This is a genomic window from Prauserella marina (genome assembly GCF_002240355.1).
In the GTDB taxonomy this organism is placed as follows: Bacteria; Actinomycetota; Actinomycetes; order Mycobacteriales; family Pseudonocardiaceae; genus Prauserella_A; species Prauserella_A marina.
Genome location: NZ_CP016353.1, coordinates 4,565,001 through 4,587,510 on the forward strand (window position 1 = coordinate 4,565,001; position 22,510 = coordinate 4,587,510).

At 69.0% G+C, this 22,510-nt stretch carries 23 protein-coding genes (1 of these 23 running past the window's edge); 4 read left to right on the top strand and 19 right to left on the bottom strand.

The window, feature by feature from the left end; all coding sequences use genetic code 11:
- The 10 genes from tyrS to argC form a co-directional block, all read right to left on the bottom strand.
- Nucleotides 1–653, bottom strand: the 5' portion of a protein-coding gene (gene tyrS, locus BAY61_RS21395; protein ID WP_091809884.1) for a tyrosine--tRNA ligase. 622 nt of this gene lie to the left of the window's left edge; the window shows 653 of its 1,275 coding nt (coding positions 1–653); its start codon is at nucleotides 651–653; its stop codon lies beyond the left edge, outside the window.
- A gap of 26 nt (nucleotides 654–679) precedes the next feature.
- On the bottom strand, nucleotides 680–1,294 hold the full coding sequence (locus BAY61_RS21400; RefSeq protein WP_091809882.1) for a DNA-3-methyladenine glycosylase: 615 nt from the start codon (nucleotides 1,292–1,294) through the stop codon (nucleotides 680–682).
- 62 nt (nucleotides 1,295–1,356) lie between these two features.
- Nucleotides 1,357–2,796, bottom strand: a complete 1,440-nt coding sequence (gene argH / locus BAY61_RS21405) for an argininosuccinate lyase (protein ID WP_091809881.1) — start codon at nucleotides 2,794–2,796, stop codon at nucleotides 1,357–1,359.
- Nucleotides 2,797–2,864: 68 nt separating this feature from the next.
- A complete protein-coding gene (locus BAY61_RS21410; protein WP_091809879.1) occupies nucleotides 2,865–4,067 on the bottom strand; it encodes an argininosuccinate synthase in 1,203 nt (400 codons plus the stop codon).
- Nucleotides 4,060–4,578 carry an arginine repressor gene (locus tag BAY61_RS21415; protein WP_091809877.1) on the bottom strand — a complete coding sequence of 173 codons (519 nt, stop codon included), beginning with the start codon at nucleotides 4,576–4,578 and terminating at the stop codon, nucleotides 4,060–4,062. Before BAY61_RS21415 ends, BAY61_RS21410 begins: the two co-directional genes overlap by 8 nt.
- A gap of 28 nt (nucleotides 4,579–4,606) precedes the next feature.
- Nucleotides 4,607–5,536 (bottom strand): ornithine carbamoyltransferase, encoded by a 930-nt coding sequence (gene argF / locus BAY61_RS21420; RefSeq protein ID WP_091809875.1) that lies wholly within the window; start codon nucleotides 5,534–5,536, stop codon nucleotides 4,607–4,609.
- 1 nt (nucleotide 5,537) lies between these two features.
- Nucleotides 5,538–6,731, bottom strand: coding sequence for an acetylornithine transaminase (locus BAY61_RS21425; RefSeq protein WP_091809918.1), 1,194 nt, complete (start codon nucleotides 6,729–6,731; stop codon nucleotides 5,538–5,540).
- Nucleotides 6,731–7,660, bottom strand: coding sequence for an acetylglutamate kinase (gene argB / locus BAY61_RS21430; protein WP_091809873.1), 930 nt, complete (start codon nucleotides 7,658–7,660; stop codon nucleotides 6,731–6,733). Before argB ends, BAY61_RS21425 begins: the two co-directional genes overlap by 1 nt.
- Nucleotides 7,657–8,808 carry a bifunctional glutamate N-acetyltransferase/amino-acid acetyltransferase ArgJ gene (gene argJ / locus BAY61_RS21435; protein ID WP_091809872.1) on the bottom strand — a complete coding sequence of 384 codons (1,152 nt, stop codon included), beginning with the start codon at nucleotides 8,806–8,808 and terminating at the stop codon, nucleotides 7,657–7,659. The genes argB and argJ overlap by 4 nt, the downstream gene beginning before the upstream one ends.
- Nucleotides 8,805–9,833: an N-acetyl-gamma-glutamyl-phosphate reductase gene (gene argC, locus BAY61_RS21440; RefSeq protein WP_091809870.1), complete on the bottom strand. Its 1,029-nt coding sequence runs from the start codon at nucleotides 9,831–9,833 to the stop codon at nucleotides 8,805–8,807. The genes argJ and argC overlap by 4 nt, the downstream gene beginning before the upstream one ends.
- 144 nt (nucleotides 9,834–9,977) lie before the next feature.
- Between argC and BAY61_RS21445 the strand changes: the two genes are divergently transcribed.
- The gene (locus BAY61_RS21445) at nucleotides 9,978–10,676 is read left to right on the top strand and encodes a DNA alkylation repair protein (protein WP_091809868.1); all 699 of its coding nucleotides are present in this window, start codon (nucleotides 9,978–9,980) and stop codon (nucleotides 10,674–10,676) included.
- Nucleotides 10,677–10,720: 44 nt separating this feature from the next.
- On the opposite strand, the gene pheT is transcribed toward BAY61_RS21445, so the two are convergent.
- The 6 genes from pheT to infC form a co-directional block, all read right to left on the bottom strand.
- On the bottom strand, nucleotides 10,721–13,327 hold the full coding sequence (gene pheT, locus BAY61_RS21450; protein WP_091809866.1) for a phenylalanine--tRNA ligase subunit beta: 2,607 nt from the start codon (nucleotides 13,325–13,327) through the stop codon (nucleotides 10,721–10,723).
- The gene (gene pheS, locus BAY61_RS21455; protein WP_091809865.1) at nucleotides 13,327–14,403 is read right to left on the bottom strand and encodes a phenylalanine--tRNA ligase subunit alpha; all 1,077 of its coding nucleotides are present in this window, start codon (nucleotides 14,401–14,403) and stop codon (nucleotides 13,327–13,329) included. The genes pheT and pheS overlap by 1 nt, the downstream gene beginning before the upstream one ends.
- Before the next feature lie 100 nt (nucleotides 14,404–14,503).
- On the bottom strand, nucleotides 14,504–15,277 hold the full coding sequence (locus tag BAY61_RS21460; RefSeq protein ID WP_176879870.1) for a TrmH family RNA methyltransferase: 774 nt from the start codon (nucleotides 15,275–15,277) through the stop codon (nucleotides 14,504–14,506).
- A gap of 32 nt (nucleotides 15,278–15,309) precedes the next feature.
- A complete protein-coding gene (rplT, locus tag BAY61_RS21465) occupies nucleotides 15,310–15,684 on the bottom strand; it encodes a 50S ribosomal protein L20 (RefSeq protein ID WP_091809863.1) in 375 nt (124 codons plus the stop codon).
- Nucleotides 15,685–15,754: 70 nt separating this feature from the next.
- The gene (gene rpmI / locus BAY61_RS21470) at nucleotides 15,755–15,949 is read right to left on the bottom strand and encodes a 50S ribosomal protein L35 (RefSeq protein ID WP_091809862.1); all 195 of its coding nucleotides are present in this window, start codon (nucleotides 15,947–15,949) and stop codon (nucleotides 15,755–15,757) included.
- A gap of 74 nt (nucleotides 15,950–16,023) precedes the next feature.
- The gene (gene infC, locus BAY61_RS21475; RefSeq protein WP_091809852.1) at nucleotides 16,024–16,602 is read right to left on the bottom strand and encodes a translation initiation factor IF-3; all 579 of its coding nucleotides are present in this window, start codon (nucleotides 16,600–16,602) and stop codon (nucleotides 16,024–16,026) included.
- Nucleotides 16,603–16,887: 285 nt separating this feature from the next.
- Here infC and BAY61_RS21480 point away from each other — a divergent pair, with 285 nt between their 5' ends.
- Entirely contained in the window at nucleotides 16,888–17,283 is a 396-nt protein-coding gene (locus BAY61_RS21480) for a DUF1844 domain-containing protein (protein WP_091809851.1), read from the top strand.
- 18 nt (nucleotides 17,284–17,301) lie between these two features.
- Here BAY61_RS21480 and BAY61_RS21485 read toward each other — a convergent pair whose 3' ends face one another.
- Nucleotides 17,302–17,682, bottom strand: a complete 381-nt coding sequence (locus tag BAY61_RS21485; protein WP_091809849.1) for a RidA family protein — start codon at nucleotides 17,680–17,682, stop codon at nucleotides 17,302–17,304.
- Between the two features lie 115 nt (nucleotides 17,683–17,797).
- Between BAY61_RS21485 and BAY61_RS21490 the strand changes: the two genes are divergently transcribed.
- Nucleotides 17,798–19,129 (top strand): amino acid deaminase, encoded by a 1,332-nt coding sequence (locus BAY61_RS21490; protein ID WP_091809915.1) that lies wholly within the window; start codon nucleotides 17,798–17,800, stop codon nucleotides 19,127–19,129.
- Nucleotides 19,130–19,155: 26 nt separating this feature from the next.
- Nucleotides 19,156–20,034, top strand: coding sequence for an aminoglycoside phosphotransferase family protein (locus BAY61_RS21495; RefSeq protein ID WP_091809848.1), 879 nt, complete (start codon nucleotides 19,156–19,158; stop codon nucleotides 20,032–20,034).
- Here the strand turns inward: BAY61_RS21495 and BAY61_RS21500 are convergent.
- Together BAY61_RS21500 and BAY61_RS21505 are read right to left on the bottom strand one after the other, a co-directional pair.
- Nucleotides 20,016–20,690 carry a response regulator gene (locus BAY61_RS21500; RefSeq protein ID WP_091809846.1) on the bottom strand — a complete coding sequence of 225 codons (675 nt, stop codon included), beginning with the start codon at nucleotides 20,688–20,690 and terminating at the stop codon, nucleotides 20,016–20,018. The two genes, BAY61_RS21495 and BAY61_RS21500, sit on opposite strands and share 19 nt — an antisense overlap.
- Nucleotides 20,687–22,348, bottom strand: coding sequence for an ATP-binding protein (locus tag BAY61_RS21505; RefSeq protein ID WP_091809913.1), 1,662 nt, complete (start codon nucleotides 22,346–22,348; stop codon nucleotides 20,687–20,689). Before BAY61_RS21505 ends, BAY61_RS21500 begins: the two co-directional genes overlap by 4 nt.
- Nucleotides 22,349–22,510: the final 162 nt, after the last annotated feature.

Genomic DNA, 22,510 nt, shown 5'->3' on the forward strand with positions numbered 1-22,510 from the left:
GCGTGCACCTGCGCGCCGTGCACCCTCCGAACGAGGTCGACTCCCGCGACGATGTTGCCCCACTGATCGGATCCACCGACCTGGAGCTTCACGCCGTGACGCGCGAACAGCTCGCGGTAGTCGGTCGCCTGCAACAGCATGTAGCTGAATTCCGTGTACGACATGCCATCGGTGTCGAGCCGCCTGCGGACGGTCTCCCTCGCCAGCATCGTGTTGACCGAGAAGTGCTTGCCGACATCGCGCAGAAAGACGGGCACGGTCATCTGCCCGAGCCAGTCGAGGTTGTTGACCTCGACCGGCGGCACGGACTCGTGATCGAAGTCGACGAATTTGGCGAGCTGACCTCGCAGGTTCTCCGCCCACTCCCGCACGGTCTCCTCGGAATTGAGAGTGCGCTCGCCGACGTCGCGCGGGTCACCGATGAGGCCGGTGCCGCCACCTGCCAGCAACACGGGGCGGTGGCCCGCGTTCTGGAACCGCCGCAGCACGAGCATCTGGACGAGGTGACCCGCGTGCAGGCTCGGCGCGGTCGGATCGAATCCGATGTAGACCGCGATGGGACCGGAGTCCAGGTCACGACGCAGGACGTCGAGGTCGGTGGACTGGGTGATCAGTCCTCGCCAGGTCAGCTCGTCAAGAATGTGCTCGCTCACGTCACCGATTTTCCCCCACCGGCTCCTCAGCGCTCGGCCCGGGGACGGACCCTGCCTCCCCGGCGGTAGGTACTGACCGCGGGTGATCCGTCGATCCAAAACCGCCACGGGATGTCGATGGCCGCGGCGACGCCCACCCTCGGGCCGGAACGGATCCGTTCGTCGGCGACGGATTCGCCGGCGAGCAGCCGGACCGAAGCCGACGAGTCGGTCAGGTCGATGCCGTTGTGCGCCCTGTCGAGACCGAGCACCGAGGTCAGTACCGCGGGACCTTTCGCGACGTGCCCGTTGCCCCTCGCGGTAGGGCGCCGCTTTCTCGCCAGGTCGGCGCCCTCGACGACCTCACCCGCCCGCAGCAGCACCGCGCCGGGCTGTCCGTCGGAGAGCCCGACGACGTTGGCGCAGAAGTGCATGCCGTACACGAAATAGACGTACAGGTGCCCTGCCGGACCCCACATGACGTCGTTACGCGGAGTCCGGCCCCGATAGCAGTGCGAAGCGGGGTCGTCGAGCCCCCGGTACGCCTCGACCTCGGCGAGCCGGAGTCGCACGATCCCCTCAGGGGTACGCGACTCCAGCACGCCGCCGAGCAGCTTCCTTGCCAGATCGACGGGGTCGATGGCGAGCTCTTCGCGCGCCATCACCCGCTCATCCTGAGCGTCCCGCTCCACGGTTCCCCCTCACCAGCAGTTACTGGCTCAGGCTAACCCGCGGGTGTCGCCTCACTCGCCCAGGCCCGGTGCGGTTCGAGCGCCGCGACGAGCCGGTCGCGCTGTTCGCCGACCCGTGCGGGCGCGGTACCGCCTCGCGCGTCACGGGAAGCCACCGAGCCCGCGACCGTCAGGACGGTGCGCACCTCGGGGGTCAGCGCGGGGTGGATCGCGGCGAGCTCGTCGTCGGTGAGGTCGTCGAGTCCGGCACCTCGCTCTTCGGCGACCCGCACGCACTCGCCCGCTGCTTCGTGGGCGCCCCTGAACGGAATCCCTTGGCGCACAAGCCATTCGGCGATGTCCGTCGCGAGGGTGAACCCGGCTGGCGCGAGTTCGGCGAGCCTTCCGGTGTGGAAGGTCAGCGTGCCGAGCATTCCGGCCAGCGCAGGGAAGAGCAGTTCGAGCTGCTCGACCGAGTCGAAGACGGGTTCCTTGTCCTCTTGCAGATCCCGGTTGTAGGCCAGCGGCTGTGCCTTGAGGGTGGCGAGCAGCCCGGTGAGGTTGCCGATGAGCCTGCCCGACTTGCCTCGCGTCAGTTCGGCGACGTCGGGATTCTTCTTCTGCGGCATGATCGAGCTGCCGGTCGCCCAGGCGTCGTCCAGTGTCACGTAGCCGAATTCGGCGGTGTTCCACAGGATCACCTCCTCGGCGACGCGCGAGAGGTTGACGCCGAGCATGGCCACCGCGAACGCGAACTCGGCCGCGAAATCCCGGGAAGCGGTGCCGTCGATCGAGTTCTCCACCGACGTGGCGAAGCCCAGTTCCGCCGCGACCGCTTCGGGGTCGAGTCCGAGCGAGGAACCGGCGAGCGCCCCCGATCCGTAGGGCGATTCGGCGGTGCGCGCGTCCCAGTCCCGCAGCCTGCCGACGTCGCGCAGCAGTGCCTGCGCGTGGGCGAGCAGGTGGTGGGCGAGCAGCACCGGCTGCGCGTGCTGAAGATGGGTCCTGCCGGGCAGGACCGCGTCCGGGTAACGCGTTGCCTGCGCCACGAGGGCGTCGATGACGCCCAGGGTGCCCTCGACGACTCTGCGGGCCGCGTCCCTGAGCCACATCCGGAACAGGGTCGCGACCTGGTCGTTGCGCGACCTGCCCGCGCGCAGCTTGCCGCCGAGTTCGGCGCCTGCCCGTTCCAGCAGTCCGCGCTCCAGCGCGGTGTGCACGTCCTCGTCGGCGATCGTCGGGGTGAACGCCCCCGACTCCACGTCAGCCGCGAGCGTGTCGAGCGCGGCGAGCATGCCGGTCAGCTCGTCGCCGGTGAGCAGATCCGCCTTGCGCAGCACCCTCGCGTGTGCCCGCGAACCGGCGATGTCGTAGGGAGCGAGCCGCCAGTCGAAATGGGTCGACGCGCTCAGTGCCGCCATCGCCTCGGCGGGGCCGCTGGCGAACCGCCCTCCCCACAGTGCGACCGACGCTCCGCCCTCGTTGTCCTTCACGCTGTCCTCTCCGGGTTCCGGAATCGGGAAACGACCCCTCCCGCGCGGGAGGGGTCGTTTCCTTTCGGCTAGTTTTTGCTCTGCTGCCGCTTCGCGGCGATCTTGCTCGGCAGGCCCCACAACTGGACGAAGCCCTTCGCGAGTGACTGGTCGAAGGTGTCGCCCTCGTCGTAGGTCGCGAGGTTGAAGTCGTAAAGCGACTCCGCGCTGCGCCGTCCGGTGACGGTCGCGGTGCCACCGTGCAGCACGATCCGGATGTCACCGCTGACGTGCTCCTGGGTCTTCGCCACGAACCCGTCGAGCGCGTCCTTGAGCGGCGAGAACCACAGGCCGTCGTACACCAGCTCGCCCCAGCGCTGCTCGACCTGGCGCTTGAAACGCGCGAGGTCGCGCTCGACCGTCACGTTCTCCAGTTCCTGGTGCGCGGTGATCAGCGCGATCGCGCCGGGGGCCTCGTAGACCTCCCTGCTCTTGATGCCGACCAACCGGTCCTCGACCATGTCGAGCCTGCCGATGCCGTGCGCGCCGGCGCGAGCGTTGAGCTCCTTGATCGCTTCCAGCATCGTCACCGGCTTGCCGTCGATGGCGACCGGCGCGCCTTTGTCGAAGGTGATGACCAGTTCGTCCGGCGCCTGGAAGTGGACGGTCGGGTCCTGGGTGTAGGAGTAGACCTCCTTCGGCGGCGCGTTCCACAGGTCTTCGAGAATGCCGGTCTCGACGGCGCGGCCCCACACGTTCTGGTCGATCGAGAACGGGGACTTCTTGGTGACGTCGATGGGCAGATCGCGCTCCTCGGCGTAGGCGATCGCCTTTTCCCTCGTCCAGGCGAAGTCGCGGACGGGAGCCAGCACGTTCAGGTCGGGCGCGAGCGCGCCGATGCCGACCTCGAAACGCACCTGGTCGTTGCCCTTGCCGGTGCAACCGTGGGCGACGATGTTGGCACCGTGGTACTTGGCCGCCTCGGCGAGGTGCTTGACGATCACCGGCCGCGACAGCGCGGACACCAGCGGGTACCTGTCCATGTACAGCGCGTTGGCCTTGAGCGCGGGAAGGCAGTACTCGTCGGCGAACTCGTCCCTCGCGTCCGCGACGACGGCCTCCACCGCACCGCACTCCAGCGCGCGCTTGCGAATGGTCTCCAGGTCCTCGCCACCCTGTCCGAGGTCGACGGCGACCGCGACCACCTCGGCACCGGTCTCCTCGGCGATCCAGCCGATCGCCACCGAGGTGTCGAGCCCGCCGGAATACGCGAGCACCACCCGGTCAGTCATGATTGTTCTCCTCACTACCGTATACGTCCGAAGTAGACGATCGCTGCGCCAGCGCGGCGAAGCGTTCAGCCAGTTCCTTGCCCGACAGCGGTTCCCTGGCAATAACCGCCACCGTGTCGTCGCCCGCGATGGATCCGACGACCTCCTCCAACGCCGCTCTGTCGATCGCGCTGGCCAGGAACTGCGCCGCTCCCGGTGGGGTGCGCAGCACCATCAGGTTGCCAGAGGCATCCACCGAGACCAGCAGTTCGGCCAGCAGTCGCGACAGCCGGGACGTGCCACCCTGCACACCGCGCACCGGGCTGCCGTCCTCGGGGATGACATACACCGGAGCGCCGGAGTCCGCTCCCCGCAGCTTGACGGCACCGAGCTCGTCGAGGTCTCTCGACAAGGTAGCCTGCGTGACCTCGATGCCCTCGGCGGCCAGCAGTTTGGCCAGCTCGGTCTGGCTGCGAACCGCCATTGTGGACACCAGCTCGGTGATCCTGGCCTGCCTCGCCGCCCTGCTCATGCCCGGTCACCCGCAGCCAAGACGTGCCTCATCGTCGCTCCGCCTGGTCGAGCAGCCACACCAAGAGTGCCTTCTGTGCGTGCAGCCGGTTCTCGGCCTCGTCCCACACCGCGCTGGCAGGGCCGTCGATGACCTCGTCGGTGATCTCCCAGCCCCTGTGCGCGGGGAGGTCGTGCAACACGATCGTGTCTTTCCCGGTCCTGCCGAGCAATTCGGCGTTGACCTGGTACGGCCGGAAGGGCGCGACCCGGTCCTTGCCGTCGTTCTCCTGGCCCATCGAGGTCCAGGCGTCCGTTGTCACCACGTCGGCACCGTCGACGGCGGCGTGCGGGTCGGTGAAGATCTCCGCGCTGCCACCGGTCTCCGCCGCCCGCTTGGCGACCGCGTCGAGCACCCATGGCGCGGGGTGGAAGCCCTCCGGCGCGGCGACCCGCACATTCAGGCCCGCGGTGACGCCGCCGAGCAGCAGGGAATGCGCCATGTTGTTGGCCGCGTCGCCGAGGTAGGTCAGCGTCAGCCCGGCGAGCTTGCCCTTGCGCTCCCTGATCGTCTGGAGGTCGGCGAGTATCTGGCAGGGATGGAACTCATCGGTCAGCGCGTTGACGACGGGAACGCTGGCCACCGAGGCGAACGCGTCGATCCTCGCCTGCGCGAAGGTGCGCCACACCACCAGGTCGACGTAGCGGGACAACACCCTCGCGGTGTCCTCGATGGTCTCCTCGCGGCCGATCTGCATGCTGCGCCCGTCGACGACGACGGGATGCCCGCCGAGTTGCGCGATGCCGACCTCGAAGGAGAAGCGGGTGCGCGTCGAGTTCTTCTCGAAGATCACGGCGACGGCCTTGGGGCCGGCGAGCGCCGTTCCGATCGGCTCGCGCTTGACCTGGTCGGCGAGGTCGAGCACGGTGAGCTGCTCGGCGGGGCTCAGGTCGTCGTCGCGGAGGAAGTGGCGTGGCATGTCAGTCGGTGTCCTTCGTGGTGGCGGCGTCGAGCACGGCAGGCAGGGCGGAAAGGAACTCGGTTGCCTGTTCTTCGCTGAAGATCAGTGGTGGGGCAAGCCGGAGCACGCCGGGCTGAATCGGGTTGATCAGGAATCCGGCTCGCTGGGCGGCCGAGGCCGCGGCCGCGGAAACCTGGTCACGGAGCATGATGCCAGTGAGCAGTCCCGCTCCTCGCACCCCGCCGACAAGCGGGTGACCAATGCGCTCGACACCGGCCGCGATCTCCTTGCCGAGCGTCGCGGCGTGTTCGAGCAGTCCTTCCGAGGCGATGGTGTCGAGCACGGCGAGTCCCGCCGCGCAGCACACCGGATTGCCGCCGAAGGTGGTGCCGTGCTGTCCCGGCTCGAACAGCGACGCGGCGTCGCCCGCCGCGATGCACGCACCGAGCGGAAGGCCGCCGCCGAGCCCCTTGGCCAGCGTGATGATGTCGGGGACGATGCCTGCCCGCTGGAACCCGAACCAGTGACCCAGCCTGCCGATCCCGGTCTGCACCTCGTCGACGACCAGCAACGCGCCGTGCCGTGCGGTGATCTCGCGGGCGGCACGCAGGTAGCCCTCCGGCGGCAGGACAACGCCGTTCTCGCCCTGGACCGGCTCGACCACGAACGCCGCCGTCTCGCCGTCCACCGCGGCTTCGAGCGCGGCGACGTCGCCGTAAGGCACGTGCGTGACCCCCGGCACCAGCGGCTCGAACGGTTCCCGCTTGCCCGCCTGACCGGTGAGCGCGAGCGCGCCCATGGTGCGGCCGTGGAACCCGCCCTCGGTGGCGATGACCTTGGTCCTGCCGGTCCGCCTCGTCAGTTTGAAGGCGGCCTCGATCGCCTCGGCTCCCGAGTTTCCGAAAAGGACCTTGCCGTCGCCGGTGAGACCGGCGACGTCGAGCAGTCGCTCGGCCAGCCGCAGCGCCGGTTCGTTGATGTAGAGGTTCGAGGTGTGGCCGATGGTCCGGATCTGGTCCGTCACCGCCGACACGACAGCGGGATGCGCGTGGCCGAGCGCGTTGACGGCGATTCCGGTGACCAGGTCGAGGTAGCTGTTGCCGTCGGCGTCCCACACCCGCGCGCCCTCACCGCGTTCGAGGGTCAGCGCCGGGGTGCCGTAGTTGTTCATCATCGCGGCCGTCCACCGCGCCTGATTGTCCTGATTGGACATCATTCACCCCCGTCCGCAGGCAGGACCATCGTTCCGATGCCCCGCGACGTGAACACTTCGAGCAACACCGAATGCGCGATCCTGCCGTCGATGACGTGTGCCCTGCGGACTCCGCCCTCGATCGCCCTCAGGCAAGCCTCCATCTTCGGGATCATCCCGCTGGCGAGACTGGGCAGCAGCCGCGCGAGCCGGTCCACCTCGATGCGGTCGACAAGTGAGGAGCGGTCCGGCCAGTTCGCGTAAAGCCCCTCGACGTCGGTGAGCACGACGAGCTTCTCCGCGCCGAGCGCGGCGGCGAGCGCCCCAGCCGCCGTGTCGGCGTTGACGTTGTGCGTGACACCGTCCACATCGGGCGCCACGGTCGACACGACCGGAATCCGGCCCGCGTTGACGATGTCGAGCACGGCGTCGGGGTTGACGGAGGCGACCTCACCGACCAGGCCGATGTCGACCGCTTCCCCGTCGACCGTGGCCTGCTTGCGCTCCGCCGTGAACAGCCGCGCGTCCTCGCCCGAGATCCCCACCGCGTAGGGACCGTGCGCGTTGATCAGCCCGACGAGTTCCCTGCTGACCTGGCCGACGAGCACCATCCTGACGATGTCCATCGTCTCCGGAGTCGTCACCCGGAGGCCGCCCCTGAACTCGCCCTCGATGCCGAGCTTGCCGAGCATCGAGGTGATCTGCGGGCCACCGCCGTGCACGACCACCGGGCGCAGGCCGGCGAGCCGCAGGAACACCATGTCCTCGGCGAACGCTCGCTTGAGATCGTCGTCGATCATGGCGTTGCCGCCGTATTTAATGACGACGGTCGCGCCGTGAAACCGTTGCAGCCACGGCAAAGCCTCGATCAGCACGCCCGCCTTCTCGGCGGCGGCGGCCAGCCGGTCGTCCGCCGCGACCAGCGATTCGGTCGATCCGGTGCCGCTCATGTCGAGTACGCCGAGTTCTCGTGCACGTAGGCGTGCGTGAGGTCGTTGGTCCAGATCGTGGCGCTGCTGTCGCCCGCCTTGAGGTCGACGACGACGCTGACGGCGCGCTCGGTCAGGTCGACCTTCTCTCGGGACTCCCCCGGCTCGCCGCCCCTGCATACCCACACGCCGTTGAAGGCGACGTCGAGCTCGGCAGGCTCGAAAGTGGCATTGGTCGTGCCTGCCGAGGCCAGGATGCGGCCCCAGTTCGGGTCCTTGCCGAACACCGCGCACTTGAAGAGGTTGCTGCGGGCGATGGACCTGCCCACCTCCAGCGCGTCGGCTTCGGTCGCCGCGTTGACGACCTCGATGGTGATGTCGTGATCGGCGCCCTCGGCGTCACCGAGCAGTTGCTGGGCCAGATCGTGACAGACATCCGCGACGAGCTCGCCGAAGGCGGCCTCGTCAGGGGTGACGCCCGAGGCACCGCTACACATGAGCAGCACCGTGTCGTTGGTGGACATGCAGCCGTCGGAGTCGAGCCGGTCGAAGGTCAGTCTCGTCGCCTCCCGCAGCACCCTGTCGGCCGTGTCCGCGTCCACGAGCGCGTCGGTGGTGATCACGACGAGCATCGTGGCAAGCGCCGGAGCGAGCATTCCGGCACCCTTGGCCATGCCGCCGACGCGATAGCCCTCGCCCTCGCGCACCGCCTGCTTGCTGTGCGTGTCGGTGGTCATGATGGCCTCGGCCGCCGCCGCCCCGCCTTCGGCGGAGAGCTTCCCGGCCGCGAGTTCGATTCCGGCGGTCAGCTTCGGCTCGTCGAGCTGCTCGCCGATGAGGCCCGTCGAGCACACCACGACGTCGATCGCCCCGGCGCCGATGAGACCGCCGACCTGCTCGGCCGAGGCGTGCGTGGTCTGGAACCCACGCGGGCCGGTGTAGCAGTTGGCCCCGCCCGAGTTGAGCACGACGGCCTTCGCCGTGCGGGTCGCCATGACCTGCTCGCTCCACAGGACGGGATTGGCCTTGCAGCGGTTGGTGGTGAACACCGCGGCGGCGACGTCGGAGGGGCCGTCGTTGACGACGAGGGCGATGTCCGGTTTTCCGCTGGCCTTGAGGCCGGCGGTGACGCCGGAGGCGCGGAATCCGAGGGGAGCCGTGATCGTCATGGCGCGACTCCCGTCGCGGGAAGGCCGGTGGTTTCCGGTAGCCCCAGTGCGATGTTCATGGACTGGACAGCACCTCCTGCTGTGCCCTTGGTGAGGTTGTCGATCGCGGCGATCACGACGAGCCTCCCCGCCTGTTCGTCGACGGTGACCTGCAATTGGACGTTGTTGGAACCGAGGGTCGCCGCCGTGGTCGGCCACTGTCCCTCCGGAAGCAGCCGCACGAACGGCTCCTCCGCGTATGCCTTCTCGTAGACCTCACGCACGGCCGATCCGTCGGTGTTCTCGCCGAGCGGAGCGCTCGCCGTGGTGAGGATGCCGCGCGGCATCGGGGCGAGCACCGGCGTGAACGACACGGTCACCCGCTGTCCCGCGACCGCGCTCAGATTCTGGATGAACTCGGGGGTGTGCCGGTGAACGCCACCGACGCCGTAGGCGCTGGCCGAACCCATCACCTCGGCACCGAGCAGGTGCGGTTTGAGGCTCTTGCCCGCCCCCGAGGTGCCGGTGACGGCGACGACGGTGACCTCGGGCTCGACGAGTCCCGCAGCCAGCGCGGGCGCCAGCGCGAGCGAGCCACCGGTCGGGAAGCAGCCGGGTACGGCGACCCTGCGGGTGCCACGCAGCGCTTCGCGGGCTCCCGGAAGTTCGGGCAGGCCGTAGGGCCAGTTTCCCGCGTGCGTTCCGCCGTACCAGCGCTGCCAGTCGGTCTCGTCGGCCAGCCTGTGGTCGGCGCCGAGGTCGATCACCAGCACGTCGTCGCCGAGCTTCGCGGCGATCTCCCCCGAGTGCCCGTGCGGCAGCGCGAGGAAAACGACGTCGTGACCGGCCAGCCTCTCCACGCTCGTCTCGCCGACGATCCTGTCCGCGAGCGGGGCAAGGTGGGGCTGGTGCTGCCCCAACGGCGTGCCCGCGCTGCTCGCGGCCGTGAGTTCTGCTATCTGGACTTCGGGATGCGCGAGCAGCAGGCGAAGCAGCTCACCGCCCGCGTATCCGGTCGCTCCGGCAACCGCAACCTTCACCGTCATACGAATGATTATGCATGAAGACGGAAACTCAATCAAAGGGGTTTTACCTGGATGGCCGTAGGTGACCGGCCGGCTCCGGACGGCGACTGTCGGTGCGGCACCGTACCGTGTGCCCTCACCCCGAACCTCGCGAAACGAGCAACCATGCCACCGACCGCCACAGCGCTGGTGAGCGCCGCACGAGAAGGTCTCGCCGAACTGGGCGACCCCGGCAAGGCGCCGGACATGCGGCGCTACATGAAGTCCGAGCTGCCCTTTCGCGGTGTCCAGAAACCCGCGCGGGAACGGCTCGCGAAGCGACTGTTCACCGAATTCCCGCTACCCGACCGGGAAAGCTGGCTCGCGGCGGTCACCTTGCTCTGGCGCGAAGCCGCCTACCGCGAGGAGCGCTACCTCGCGATCGACCTCACCGGCCACCGGGCCTACGCGCGCTGGCAGACACCCGACCTCGTGCCGGTGTACGAGGAACTCGTGATCACCGGCGCGTGGTGGGACTACGTCGACGTGGTCGCGCCGAAAAGGCTGGGACCGATCCTGCGCGACCATCCCGCCACGATGGCACCGTTGCTGCGGGAATGGGCGGTGGACGCCGACCGCTGGAAACGCCGGTCGGCGGTCATCTGCCAGCTCGGTCTCGGTGGCGGCACCGACGCGGAGCTGCTCGCCGCGTGCGTCGAGGCCACCATCGACGATCCGGACTTCTTCCTTCGCAAGGGAATCGGCTGGGCACTGCGCCAGTACGCGAGAACAGATCCCGGCTGGGTCGGCGCTTTCGTCGCCGAGCATCCCGGGTTGTCCCCGCTGTCCCGCAAGGAAGCACTCAAGCATCTCGGCGGAAAATAGCGACCGCCCGCCAACTGGCGGGCGGTCGCCTACCGGAGTCTCGATCAGCCGCGCAACACGGCGCCGAAACGAGCCGCCGCCTCGGCCACAGCCGCGTCGCGAGCCGCGGTCGCCTCGTCGACGGTCAGCGTGCGGTCCGCGGCACGGAACCTGAGCTTGTAGGCGAGCGAACGCTTGCCCTCGCCCGCCTGCTCACCGGTGTAGACGTCGAACAGCGTCACGTCCTCGACCAGTTCGCCCGCGCTGTCCCTGAGCACGGCGGCCAGCTCGGCCGAAGGCACCGAATCGTCGACGACCAGCGCGACGTCGAGCAACACGGGAGGGAACGGAGAGATCGACGGCGCCGGCCGCTCGTCGCTCAGCGGAATCGCGTCGAGATCCAGCTCGACGGCCGCCGTGCGCTTCGGAAGTCCGAGCTTGTCGACGACCTTGGGGTGCAGCTCGCCCGCGTAACCCACCGGCACGTCACCGGCGAACAGTTCGGCGCACCTGCCGGGGTGCCACGGCGGACGTTCCGCCGCCACCGCCCGCAGCTCGACGCCCGCCGCCGCCGCGACGATGCGCGCGGCCTGGATGGCGTCAGCCCAGCTCGCCTGCTCACCGTCACCCCACCAGCCCTGCCGGACGCGGTGCCCGGTCAGCACGGCGGCCACGTGCAACGGCTGCCCGGGAACCGACCGCTCCAGCTCGGCGAGTTCGGCCTCGCCCGGCCGTCCTTCGACGCCGGGATCGGGGACCGCGACGGGGTTCTCGTCGGGAAGTACGACCTGCCCGATGTGGTACAGGCCGAGATCGCGCAGGCCCCTGGAAAGGTTGCGCTGCACCGTGTCGAGCAGGCCGGGCAGCAACGATGTCGTGAGCTGGTTCTTGTCCGACTCCAGCGGGTTCAGAACCGTGAGCCCGCGCCTGCGGGCGTCGTCGGCCGCGAGACCGAAGTCGTCCCACACCTCCGGGGAGACGAACGGGAACGGCAGCACCTCGACATACCCAGCCTCGGCGAGTGCCCTCGACACGGTGCGCTTGCGGCGCTGCGCCTCGGTGAGCCCACGACCCGCCGCCGCGGGCGGCATGATCGAGGGGATGCTGTCGTAACCCTCCAGCCGCAGCACCTCCTCCACGAGGTCGGCGGGCTGGGCGAGGTCACCACGCCAGCTCGGCGGGACCGCGTTGACGAGCGCGACACCCTCGTCGCTGGTGCTGATGTCGACCTTGCAGCCGATCTGGGTGAGCCAGCGCACCGTGACGCCCCGCTCGTAGCGCACGCCCGCGACCTGGTCGGGCAGGCTGATCGGCATGGTGATCGCGGGCATCGGCTCGACGTGTCCCTCGTCGGTCCTGCCAGGGAGGATGTTGCCTTCGCCGTACTGGCGCAGCAGCCGGGCGGCCCGCTCCACCGCGACCGCGCACAGCGCGGGATCGGTGTAGCGCTCGAACCGCTTGGCCGCCTCGGAGAACAGCTTGTGCCGCCGCGCGGTCCTGCTGATCGAGGCCGGATCCCAGTGCGCGGCTTCGAGCAGCACATCCGTGCTGTCCTCGCTGATCTCGGTGCTCGCACCGCCCATCGTTCCGGCGAGGGAGACCACGCCGCTGTCGTCGGCGATCACGACGTCGTCGGGATCGAGCGCCCGCTTGACGTCGTCGAGGGTGGTGAGGTGCTCGCCCTGCTTCGCCCTGCGCACGACGAGATCGCCCTTGACGGATCCCGTGTCGAAAGCGTGCAGCGGGTGGCCGAGTTCGAGCATCACGTAGTTGGTGACGTCGACGGCCAGCGAAATCGACCGCATTCCCGACAGCAGCAGCCGCCGGCGCATCCACCACGGCGTCGGCGCACCCGCGTCGAGACCGGTGACCCTGCGCAGCACGAACCGCCCGCACCCCTCGGGGTCCTCGATGCGCACCGGCCACGCGTCCTCGTCTGCCGCCGGAACCTCGACCCTCGCGGGGTCGCCGAAGGGCGCGCCGAGCGCGCAGGACAGCTCGCGGGCGAGGCCCCTGATCGACAGCGCGTAGCCACGGTCCGGTGTCGGAGCCAGCTCAAGGATCGTGTCGGCGAGATCGAGCACGTTCCTCGCGTCGTCACCGGGGCTCGCGGTTCCCGAGGGAAGCACGAGAATGCCGGTGTGGTCGTCGCCGAGGCCGAGTTCGCGGGCCGAGCAGATCATGCCCTCGCTGACCCTGCCGTAGGTCTTGCGAGCCGAGATCTCGAAACCGCCCGGCAGGACCGCGCCCGGCAGGGCGACCACGACGAGATCGCCCTCGGCGAAGTTCGAGGCTCCGCAGATGATCCGGTTGGTCCTCGGCAGATTCGGATCGTTCTCGGAGTCGTACTCCTCGTCCGTTCCGTCATCGGCACCGTCGGCTCCGGCGGCGTTGCCCCCTGGCTCGGTTCCCTCGGAGTCGGCGGAGCCGGGGTTCTCGGTCCGCCCGGCGTCACCGACGTCGACCTTGCAGTACCGGATGGGCTTCTTGAACTCGGTCAGTTCCTCGACCTCGACGACCCTGCCGGTGATGAGGGGGCCGGTGACCTCCTCAAGCGCCGCGACGTCCTCGACCTCGATGCCGATGCGCACGAAGGCATCGACCAACGTGTCCACCGTGACGTCGTCGCCCAGCTCAAGGTGCTCCTTCAGCCAGCTTACGGGGACTCGCACTACGCCTCCGTTCCGAAGGGAAGGGTGAACCGGATGTCGCCCTCCACCATGTCGCGCATGTCCGGGATGCCGTTGCGGAACTGCAGGGTGCGCTCAAGGCCCATGCCGAACGCGAACCCCGAGTAGACCTCAGGGTCGACCCCGCAGGCCCGCAACACGTTGGGGTTGACCATGCCGCAGCCGCCCCACTCGACCCAGCCCGCTCCGCCCTTCTTCTCCGGGAACCACACGTCGACCTCGGCGGAGGGCTCGGTGAAGGGGAAGAAGTGCGGCCGGAACCTGGTGCCCGACTCCGCGCCGAACATCGCCCTCGCGAAGGCGTCGAGCGTGCCCTTGAGGTGCGCCATCGTGATGCCCTTGTCGACGGCAAGGCCCTCGACCTGATGGAACACCGGGGTGTGCGTGGCGTCCAGCTCGTCGGTCCGGAACGTCCTGCCGGGGCACACGATGTACACGGGAAGGTCGCGGTGCAACAGCGCCCTCGCCTGCACCGGCGAGGTGTGCGTGCGCAACACCAGGCCGGAGTCCTCCTCGCCGACGTAGAACGTGTCCTGCATCTGCCGGGCCGGATGGTCCTTGCCGAAGTTCAGCGCGTCGAAGTTGAACCACTCCGCCTCAAGCTCGGGCCCCTCGGCGACCTCGTAGCCCATGCCGACGAACACGTCGGCGACCCGTTCGGCGACGGTGCTGATGGGATGGCGCGCGCCACGAGGAACCTTGTCCCACGGGAGCGTCACGTCGACGGCCTCGGCCTTGAGCACGTGCTCGTCCCGCTCGGCCCGCAACGCGGCGAGCCGGTCGTCGTAGGCGGCCTGGATCGCCTGCCGCGCCTCGTTGACCCGTTTGCCCGCTTCGGCCTTCTGGTCCTTCGGCAGCGCACCGATCGCCCTGCGCGCCAGCGACAGCGGCGACGCGTCGCCGAGGTGCGCTGGCTTGACGCCGGCGAGCTCGTCCAGGTCCCCCGCGGCGCTGAATTGCACCTCGGCCGCCGCGACCGCATTGGTCAGGGTGTCGGCCGCGAGCGCGTCCAGCGCGTTGTCGGACTTCGGCTCTTGCTTGTCGTTGGCTCCGGACATAACTCCTCGGCGTCCGCTGACACATCTGGGGGCACCACGGCGCGAACGCAGTGGGCGAATGACGGAAAGAGTCTATGTGACCGGTATCGGTCACCCCGGGTCAGGGCCGGTTCCGCAACGCGCTCGCGTAAAGGCAGACGGCAGCCGCCGTCGCCAGGTTGAGGCTCTCGGCCTTGCCGTAGATCGGAACGCGAACGGCCTGGTCGGCCGCGGCGAGCACCGTTTCGGGGAGCCCGTGCGCCTCGTTGCCGAACAACCACGCGGTCGGCTCCGTCAGCCCGGCCGCCGAGTCGAGGTCCGCGTCCGCGTAGCCGTGCGCGGCGACGGTCCGCAGGCCGGCCGCCTCGCACGCGGCGAGCGCCGAGGACACGTCCCTTTCGACAGCGACGGGGAGATGGAACACGCTGCCGGTCGAGGCCCTGACGCATTTGCCGTTGTGCACGTCGACCGACTCGCCCGCGAAGATCACCGCGTCGGCTCCCGCCGCGTCGGCGACCCGCAGCACGCTGCCCGCGTTACCGGGATCGGCGACCCCGACGAGCACGGCGACCAGCTTCGGCTTTCCTGCCAGCGCCGTCGCGGGGGACACGCTGACCGTGTCGCACACGGCGACGATGCCCTGCGGGGTCCTCGTCTCCGACAACAGTTCGGCCGCCCGCTGGTTGATCAACGAGACGGCCGAGGCACCCGCGAGCAGGTCTGCGTGCCTGGTGGCCGCGGCCTCGGTGACGAACAGCTCGTGAACGTGACCGTGGCGCAGGGCCTCCTTGACGGCTTGGGCGCCCTCGGCGAGGAACCGTCCCGACTCCTGCCTGCCGCTCCGGGTCGTCAGCCGTCTCGCAGCAACGACCCGGGGTGTCTTGTGTGTGAACACCAAGACGTCCCCGGGTCGGTTGTCGCCGGCGATCAGGCCGGCTTCTGCTCTGTGTTGATGTTCTGCTTCGCGACCTCGGCCAGCGAAGCGAACGCCGCGGGGTCGTTCACGGCCAACTCGGCGAGGATCTTGCGGTCGACCTCGACACCAGCGGCCTTGAGGCCCTGGATGAACCGGTTGTACGTGACGCCGTTCTGCCGGGCTGCCGCGTTGATCCGGGTGATCCAGAGCTGACGGAAGTCACCCTTGCGGGCACGGCGGTCCCGGTAGGCGTAGTTGAGCGAATGGAGCGTCTGCTCCTTGGCCTTGCGGTAGAGCCGCGAACGCTGACCGCGGTAGCCGCTGGCCAGTTCGAGAGTTGCGCGACGCTTCTTCTGGGCGTTCACCGCCCGCTTGACGCGTGCCACGGGTCCATCCTGTCGATTCGGGGGGCGCGGCGGGTGCGCCCCTGGTGGTTAGGGCAAGTTCTGCTGAAGGTCAGCGACCCAGCAGCCGCTTCACGCGGCTGACGTCGGCGGCGGCGACCTCGGTGGTCCCCTCCAGCCTGCGGGTCACCCTGCTGGACTTCTTCTCCATCAGGTGGCGACGGCCTGCCTTCTGGCGGCGGATCTTGCCGGTGCCCGTGACGCGGACGCGCTTGGACATCCCGCTGTGAGTCTTGTTCTTCGGCATTACTTCTCTCTTTCAGACGGCAGCACACCGGGATTCGGTGTGCTGCTGTTCGTCCTGCCGGCCTGCGGCGGCCGTCACGACTCGGCGTTCTCGGCTTCTTTCGCCGTCTTCGACTTTGCCTTCGCGTTCTTGTGCGGCGCCAACACCATGATCATGTTGCGGCCGTCCTGCTTGGCCGACGCCTCGATGAAGCCGAGTTCGGCGACATCGTCGGCAAGCTTCTGCAGCAGCCGGAATCCCAGCTCTGGCCTCGACTGCTCACGTCCCCGGAACATGATCGTCACCTTGACCTTGTTGCCAGCGGCGAGGAAGCGGGACACGTGGCCCTTCTTCGTCTCGTAGTCATGCTGGTCGATCTTGGGACGGAGCTTCTGTTCCTTGATGACGGTGAGCTGCTGATTACGGCGGGACTCACGGGCCTTCTGGGCGCTCTCGTACTTGAACTTGCCGAAGTCCATGAGCTTGGCCACAGGCGGGCGTGCTTGCGGGGCTACCTCGACTAGGTCGAGGTCGGCCTCCTGGGCGAGCCTCAGCGCGTCCTCGATACGGACGATGCCGACCTGCTCACCGTTCGGTCCCACAAGGCGAACCTCGGGGACGCGGATGCGCTCATTGATGCGCGTCTCGGAGCTGATGGGGCCTCCTTGGTCCAAATGTCGCTGTTCTCATCGACCTGGTGCCCACATACCACGGGCCCCGGCACAAGTACTGTCCGTACAAGTGTGCGGGGCCCTCAATCCGATCGAAACCCGACAGTTCGTGATCGAACCCTGTCGGGTGCTCCGGCGCGGCCGAGATGACTACTGCCATTTCGGTCGTCCGGGACCGGACCCGGCCACCTGATGCGAGGTTGTGCTTGCGGTGACTCGGGTGGGAGCGGGGCTCCACTTGCCGCCCCGATCGCTCGGGGACTGGTCGCACGTGGAAGGGTACCAGACGTGCACAACGACCCTCTCAACGCCGCCGAACCAGGCGAAAATTCCCAAGGCAACGCCGGAGCCGAGAACGGGCAGGACGTCCGCGAACTGGAGGACATCCCCAGCGTCGAGGTCATCAGCAGGGCGGCCGTCATGCTGCTCTCGGCCGCGGCGGAACGACTCGGCCTCGCCGACGACGACCCGGACACCAGCCCGCGAAGGGACCTCGACGAGGCACGCAGGCTGATCACCGCGCTCGCGGGCCTCGTCACGGCCTCCGGCGAATATCTCGGCCTGCACGCCGCGCCGCTGCGGGACGGGCTCCAGTCGCTCCAGAAGGCATTCAAGGAGGCATCCGCCGTCCCCGACGAACCAGGCAAGGGACCCGGCGAGAAGTACACCGGCCCCGTCTACTAGGACGTCAGGGCCTCACGGTCAGTCGTCGAGCACGGCCAGCGCGTCGATCTCGACGAGCAGTCCCTCCGGCAAGCCGACGTACACCGTCGTGCGGGCTGGCCGAGGTTCCAGCACCAGCGCGTTGTAGGTCTCGTTCAACTCGGCGAAGTGCGCGGTGTCGGTGAGATAGACCCGCATCATGACGACGTCGGCGAAGCTGGCGCCTGCCGCTTCGAGGATCGCCTCGATGTTGGCGAACACCTGCCTCGTCTGTGCCGCGACCCCTTCGGGAACCCGCTTCGTCTCGGGATCCATGCCGACCTGGCCCGCGATCTGCAAGATGTTGCCCTTGCGCCTCGCCTGCGAATACGCGGCGACCGGCTCAGGTGCGTTCTCCGTACTGATCGCGACGTTCGTCATGCGTTTCCCTTCCCTCACGTCCGTCCACACTGGACAAACAAGGCGTTGACCCACCGACGGCGTGATGCTACACGTGGTTGATGCAGGTCACGCCACCCGCGACGCGGGCACTCTCATGACTCCGGTGATCACCAGGGGCCACCTCGACACCACGGCACTGCTGGCCGCGGGCGAGGAACGCCTCGACTGGCGCTTCAAGGCCATCCCCTCTTCGCTGTGGGGCCTGCCGCTGGCCACGGCGGCCGACGCGCGCCCTTGCCTGTTCACCGGCGGCTTCCTCGGTCCGGTCGTCGTGCTCGAAGCCGAACCACTCGAACACAACCTGCGCACCATGGCCGCCTGGTGCGCGGAGCGCGGGGTCGCGCTCGCCCCGCACGGCAAGACCACGATGGCTCCCCAGCTCTTCGCGAAGCAGTTCGACAACGGAGCGTGGGGAATCACGGCGGCCAACGCCGCGCAGCTCAGGGTCTACCGCGCCTTCGGAGTGTCCAGGGTGCTGCTGGCCAACCAGCTGGTCGACCCCGCGGCGTTGCGCTGGCTCGCCGGTGAACTGGACGACGATCCAGAGTTCGAGTTCTGCTGCTGGGTCGACTCCGTTCGCGGGGTCGAGCTGATGACCGCCGCGCTGGCCGGTGCGCGGCGGCAGGTGGACGTGCTCGTCGAACTGGGCCCGCGCGAAGCGAGGCGGGGCAGAACCGGGGTCAGGGACGAGGAAACGGCGATGGCCGTTGCTCGCGCGGCTGCCGCGAGCCCGGCGCTGCGGCTGACCGGCGTCGGCGGCTACGAGGGCGCGCTCGAAAAGGACACCACCGAACGAGCACTGGCCCACATCGAATCCTATGTGGACACACTGAGGGAAACGACGATCCTGCTCGCCGAAGCAGGGCTGTTCTCCGACGAGACGCCGGTGATCGTCAGCGCGGGCGGCAGCGCCTATTTCGACAAGGTCGCACGAGGACTCACCGTCGACTGGCCCTCCTCCCTCGACGGACTGACCGTGCTGCCGGTGCTGCGCAGCGGCGCGTACCTCACGCACGACGATGGGCGTTACCGGGAGGTGTCGCCGCTGGGCGCCTATCCGAGGGTGAGCGGCCCGCCGTTGCGCTCCGCGCTGCGCGCCTGGGCACAGGTGACGTCGATTCCCACGAACGATCTCGCGTTGCTGACGATGGGAAAACGCGACGTCTCCTTCGACGACGGCCTCCCCGAACCACAGTCACATCGCGACCCGGCGGGCACGGTACGGCCGCTGGAAGGGCACACGGTCGGCAAACTCAACGACCAGCACACCTACCTCACGCTGCCGCCCGGTTCGCCGCTCGCGGTGGGCGACTGGGTCGGTTTCGGGCTTTCCCACCCGTGCACGGTGTTCGACAAATGGCCGGTGATCCCCGTCGTCGGTGAGGACCGGCACACGGTCGTCGACTTCGTCCGCACCTACTTCTGAACGGCACGGGTGCCTAGGCTCGGGGTGTGCGGAATTCCGATCTTCACACCCCGGCCTACCAGGCGACGAAGGCTCGGTTGAGTTCGCGGTTCGGCGAGGACGTCACCACACCGTGGTGGGAAGGACTCGCCCAAACCCTTGCCGTGCTGGGAACGCGGTGGAAGCTGACCATCGGCGAACCGGTCGGCAGCGGCAACACCTCGCTCGTGCTGTGGTGCACCATGGCCGGCCGCGGTTCCGCCGTGCTCAAACTGACTCCCGACGCCGGTATCGCTTCGGCCGAAGCCACCGCGCTGCGGCAGTGGGCTTCCTCCTCCCGCGTACCGGAGGTGTGGGGCAGCGACACCGGAGCGGTGCTGCTTGAGGCCGTCCACTCCGGCCATCCCGGACCCGATGTCGCGCTGTCCGAGGTCGCCGGGCTCATCGGCGATCTGCACGCGGCAGGTGACCCCTCGGCGAGCACGCACGATCTGACCGACCGGATCGAGTTCATCTTCGGTCTCTACCGGAGGCGGTATCCGCGAGCCCGCGGCTTGGCCGGAGGGAAGGCACTCGCGCTGCGCCTGGCCGCGCGTCCGCTTCGCCGCGTGCTGCTGCACGGCGACCTGCACCCCGGCAACGTGCTCGCCGATCCGGGACGAGGGCTGATCGCGATCGACCCGAGGCCCTGCGCGGGAGACGCCGCCGTCGACGCGGTCGATTGGGTCTTCCTGTCCGCGGCCTCGGCGCGCGCGTGGCGGCGGCGCTGCGCGGAACTGGCTTCCGCGCTGGGCTTCGACGAACAGCGGCTGTGGGCGTGGTGCGTGGCCTTCGCACCGCTGCTCGCGGCGGGAACAACGGACCCGGCCGTCCGCGCGGAACTGCTCGGACTCACCACCGGAGAAAATCAGGTCGTGGAGGAGTAGCGCACTTCGGGGCGGCCGACGCTGCCGTAGTGCGGGCGGCGATCGGCGAGCCCGTTGTCGGCAAGGTATTCCAGGTAGCGGCGGGCGGTGACCCGCGAAACGCCGGTCGCGGTCGCCACTCCCGCCGCGGAGATCCCTTCACCGGACTCGGCGAGCACGGCGCTCACCGCGTCGAGTGTCGCCCCGCTCATTCCCTTGGGCAGCGCGGTGTGATCGGAGGTGCGCAGCGCGCCCAGCATTCTGTCCACATCGGCCTGGCCGCGTACCTGCCCCGGTCTCGCGGCCTGGTCCCTGAACTCCGCGTAGCGTTCCAGTTTCTCGCGCAACGTCGCGAACGTGAACGGCTTCAGCAGGTACTGCACGATGCCAGCCGACACCGCCGCCCTGACGACGGCAAGATCGCGAGCCGAGGTCACGGCCACGACGTCGGCGGTGGAACCGGCTGCCCGCAATGCCTGGCACACCGCGAGGCCGTGGGTGTCGGGAAGGTAGAAGTCGAGCAGCACCACGTCCACCCTGTGCCTCGCGCAAAACCGGATCGCCTCGTTGCCGGAGTGCACGACGCCGGAGACGACGAAGCCCGGCACGCGCTCGACGTACTGCCGGTGTGCCTCCGCCGCGACGGGGTCGTCCTCGACGACCAGCACGAAGATCATCGTCCACCCTGATTCGCGCCTGGCGTCACGGCGACGGCTCGTGCTCGGCCGGTGAGCGGGATCCGGATGGTGAACACCGCACCGGAGTCCTGGGCAGCGCCGTCGTCTCCGTTGCCGACCGAGACGACGCCCCCGTGCCTGCGGACGGTCTGCCCCACCAGCGCGAGGCCCAGTCCCCTTCCCTGCTCACCGCCCGGCTTGGTCGACCAGCCCTTGCGGAAGATGTCCTGTGCCACGCCGGGCGCGATGCCCCCGCCACTGTCGGCGACCCGCAGGAACAGCTCGTCCGCCGGGGTGCGCACGGTCACGACGACCCTCGGCGCGCGTTCGGCCGCGCCCTCGATGGCGGCGTCGATCGCGTTGTCGATCAGGTTGCCGAGGATCGTGATCAGGTCGCGCGAGTCGAGCAGCGCGCTCGTGTCGTCCATCGCCGTGTCCTCGGTCAGCACCAGTTCGGCTCCGCGTTCGCTCGCTTCACTCGACTTGCCGAGCAGCAGCGCCGCGAGCACCGGCTCGGACACGGCGCCGACGACCTTGTCCGTGAGCTGTTGTGCCGTTGCCAGTTCCGCCGTCGCCAGCTCCACCGCCTGCTCGCCACGGCCGGTCTCGACGAGGGACACGACGGCGTGCAGTTTGTTCGCCGACTCGTGCGCCTGCGCCCGCAGCGACTCGGCGAATCCGCGCACCGTGTCCAGTTCGCCGGTGAGACCTTGCAACTCGGTGTGGTCGCGCAGGGTCACGACGTTGCCCATCGCCCTGTCGTCCGAGCGGACCTGCACGGTGTTGACCAGCAGCACCCTGGTCTCGGTGACGTGCACCTCGTCGCCGCGCCGCCGAGTCGAGGTCATCGTGTCCACGAGATCGCCCGCGAGGCCCAGCTCGGCGACGGATTCGCCGCGCACGTCGCCGGAAAGGCCGAGCAGTTCCCTCGCCGCATCGTTGCACAGCACCACGCGACCGTCCCTGCCGATCAGCACCAGTCCTTCCCGCACCGCGTGCAGGATCGCCGTGTAGTACTCGAACATCCCGCTCAGCTCGGCCGGTGCGACTCCCCTCGTCTGCCTGCGCAGCCGTGCACTGACCAGCCAGCTTCCCGCGACGCCGACGGCGAGCACTCCACCGGCGACGATCAGCAACGGTTCGAGCCGTTCCCGCAGTTCGGCCGTGATCGCCTCGACGGTGATGCCGACCGCCACCAGTGCCACCACGGTGCCCTCGCCGTCGAAAACCGGGGTGACCGTGCGCACGGACGGACCGAGCGTGCCCGTGTAGGTCTCGGTGAACGGCCGCCCGGCGAGCGCCTCGGCGGTGTTGCCGACGAAGGTCTGTCCGATCAGCTCCGGGTTCGGATGCGTGTGGCGGACGCCGTCGGTGTCCATGATCGTGATGAAGTCGACCCCGGTGTCGGCGCGCACCTGCTCCACGAACGGCTGCAACTCGGCGCTGGGATCGGGCCCCGACACGGCAAGGCGGACGCCGGGCGAGTCGGCCAGCGTCGCGGCCACGGAGGTGACCTCGTCGGCCGCCTTGTCGTCGGCGGCGCGGACCGCGTCGACGTAGGCCAGTGCGAGTCCTCCGGCGACGAGAACCCCGACCAGCACGAGCTGGAGCACCAGCAGCTGGCGGGCGAGGCTCCAGCTCTTCGGCGAAACATGCACGCCACATGACAACACAGCCAGCCGCTGTTGCCGTCACTTCGGTCGCGAACGAAATGAACACAACGGTGACCTGGGTCATCTCGGTGCAGATAGTCGTCGCGATCAGCTCAATCTCTCAAGGAGGCAACGTTGCCTGAGCCGTCGACAGCGGCCGAGGCCGCA

Coding starts and splice junctions, on each gene's coding strand:
- pheS (WP_091809865.1), bottom strand. CDS start 14,403: ATGTCCGGAGCCAACGACAAGCAAGAGCCGAAGTCCGACAACGCGCTG.
- BAY61_RS21500 (WP_091809846.1), bottom strand. CDS start 20,690: ATGATCTTCGTGCTGGTCGTCGAGGACGACCCCGTCGCGGCGGAGGCA.
- BAY61_RS21490 (WP_091809915.1), top strand. CDS start 17,798: ATGACTCCGGTGATCACCAGGGGCCACCTCGACACCACGGCACTGCTG.
- argB (WP_091809873.1), bottom strand. CDS start 7,660: ATGAGCGGCACCGGATCGACCGAATCGCTGGTCGCGGCGGACGACCGG.
- BAY61_RS21415 (WP_091809877.1), bottom strand. CDS start 4,578: ATGAGCAGGGCGGCGAGGCAGGCCAGGATCACCGAGCTGGTGTCCACA.
- rpmI (WP_091809862.1), bottom strand. CDS start 15,949: ATGCCGAAGAACAAGACTCACAGCGGGATGTCCAAGCGCGTCCGCGTC.
- BAY61_RS21410 (WP_091809879.1), bottom strand. CDS start 4,067: ATGACTGACCGGGTGGTGCTCGCGTATTCCGGCGGGCTCGACACCTCG.
- argF (WP_091809875.1), bottom strand. CDS start 5,536: ATGCCACGCCACTTCCTCCGCGACGACGACCTGAGCCCCGCCGAGCAG.
- argC (WP_091809870.1), bottom strand. CDS start 9,833: ATGACGGTGAAGGTTGCGGTTGCCGGAGCGACCGGATACGCGGGCGGT.
- BAY61_RS21425 (WP_091809918.1), bottom strand. CDS start 6,731: ATGTCCAATCAGGACAATCAGGCGCGGTGGACGGCCGCGATGATGAAC.
- BAY61_RS21445 (WP_091809868.1), top strand. CDS start 9,978: ATGCCACCGACCGCCACAGCGCTGGTGAGCGCCGCACGAGAAGGTCTC.
- BAY61_RS21485 (WP_091809849.1), bottom strand. CDS start 17,682: ATGACGAACGTCGCGATCAGTACGGAGAACGCACCTGAGCCGGTCGCC.
- BAY61_RS21400 (WP_091809882.1), bottom strand. CDS start 1,294: ATGGCGCGCGAAGAGCTCGCCATCGACCCCGTCGATCTGGCAAGGAAG.
- argJ (WP_091809872.1), bottom strand. CDS start 8,808: ATGACGATCACGGCTCCCCTCGGATTCCGCGCCTCCGGCGTCACCGCC.